The organism is Photobacterium sanguinicancri, assembly GCF_002265265.1.
In the GTDB taxonomy this organism is placed as follows: domain Bacteria; phylum Pseudomonadota; class Gammaproteobacteria; order Enterobacterales; family Vibrionaceae; genus Photobacterium; species Photobacterium sanguinicancri.
Genome location: NZ_NOIF01000381.1, coordinates 1 through 1010, shown reverse-complemented (window position 1 = coordinate 1010; position 1010 = coordinate 1). Strand labels below are relative to the sequence as shown.

Sequence of the window (1010 nt, the reverse complement as noted above, 5' to 3'; positions counted from 1 at the left end):
TGATTCACTATCAAAGGCTACATTCACAGAGAGAATCGCTGGATGCTGGGCTCTCAACTAAGTTGCTGAACAGAGCCTGTAACAACTGTGCTTTTCCCTGAACCATTTTGACCCGTTATTGCATAAAGCCCTTTTTCAATTGGTAAGTCAATTTCTAAATGATTAATAGATTTTATTTCATTTATAACCATGTTAAGTTTCATTTATGTTCCTTTTTATTTATTTTGTATAACGCCTTGGCATAAGGTGCGCCAACGCTGAACTTACAAAACCAAATACATTTCAAACCAAAACCGCCGAGTGTTAAGCGTCACTTTAATGCCCTTGTTACCCGGCCGTTCGACTTGGCTAGAGCAGCTTGCCTGCCATGATGAAGAGCAGTTAATAACTGCGCTGATTAAGCGCGACAAACACACAACTCAAGGCAGGCAAATTCAAAACTATAACCACGAAAATTACTACGCGTTTACCCGCAAAATAGCGGCAACGATGATGTTAGCACTACGGTTTACCTAGTGAAGCCACACCTTACATTTGCGATAAAATTGATAACAACGCAGCCAAACTAAAGCCGCGAACAACGCCCACAAAATTACTGTTTACGGTAATCACCAAAATGTAACCACTTCCCTGCCAACGCACCGACAACAATATTGAAAGCGGCATTCCTCGATGATGGTGCAACAATAGCTGAGAAATTCAAGAACTGTTGAGTACACGGAGCACCAACCGCCACGGCCGAATCATGGTTAAAAACCAATACAGAAGTTGGCGCGGTTACCAGCGAACATTCACGCAAGTCGTTGAGATGTTTAAAAACAAGAAGCCGCTATGAACGACGAACGATTCTAACTGCATACGAATACTTCTGAAATTGACCAGTTCACAGCGACAGCGGAGTTAAGTACACAAAAAGAACTCAACCAAGTCGGGTAACGCCTAAAATAAGCGGCGAAAAACAACGAGCAGATATTGATATGAAGTGCGTAAACGCATAACTTCATTTTGCA

Annotated in this window: 3 protein-coding genes; 1 reads left to right on the top strand and 2 read right to left on the bottom strand. The window is 42.0% G+C overall.

Annotated elements, in window-relative coordinates:
* Positions 1-53: 53 nt before the first annotated feature.
* Complete coding sequence (locus ASV53_RS24160; protein WP_094959011.1) at positions 54-203, bottom strand: AAA family ATPase; 150 nt, start codon at positions 201-203, stop codon at positions 54-56.
* Between the two features lie 115 nt (positions 204-318).
* Here ASV53_RS24160 and ASV53_RS24155 point away from each other — a divergent pair, with 115 nt between their 5' ends.
* Complete coding sequence (locus tag ASV53_RS24155) at positions 319-516, top strand: hypothetical protein (RefSeq protein WP_094959010.1); 198 nt, start codon at positions 319-321, stop codon at positions 514-516.
* 76 nt (positions 517-592) lie between these two features.
* On the opposite strand, the gene ASV53_RS25670 is transcribed toward ASV53_RS24155, so the two are convergent.
* The gene (locus ASV53_RS25670; protein WP_189337964.1) at positions 593-736 is read right to left on the bottom strand and encodes a hypothetical protein; all 144 of its coding nucleotides are present in this window, start codon (positions 734-736) and stop codon (positions 593-595) included.
* Positions 737-1010: the final 274 nt, after the last annotated feature.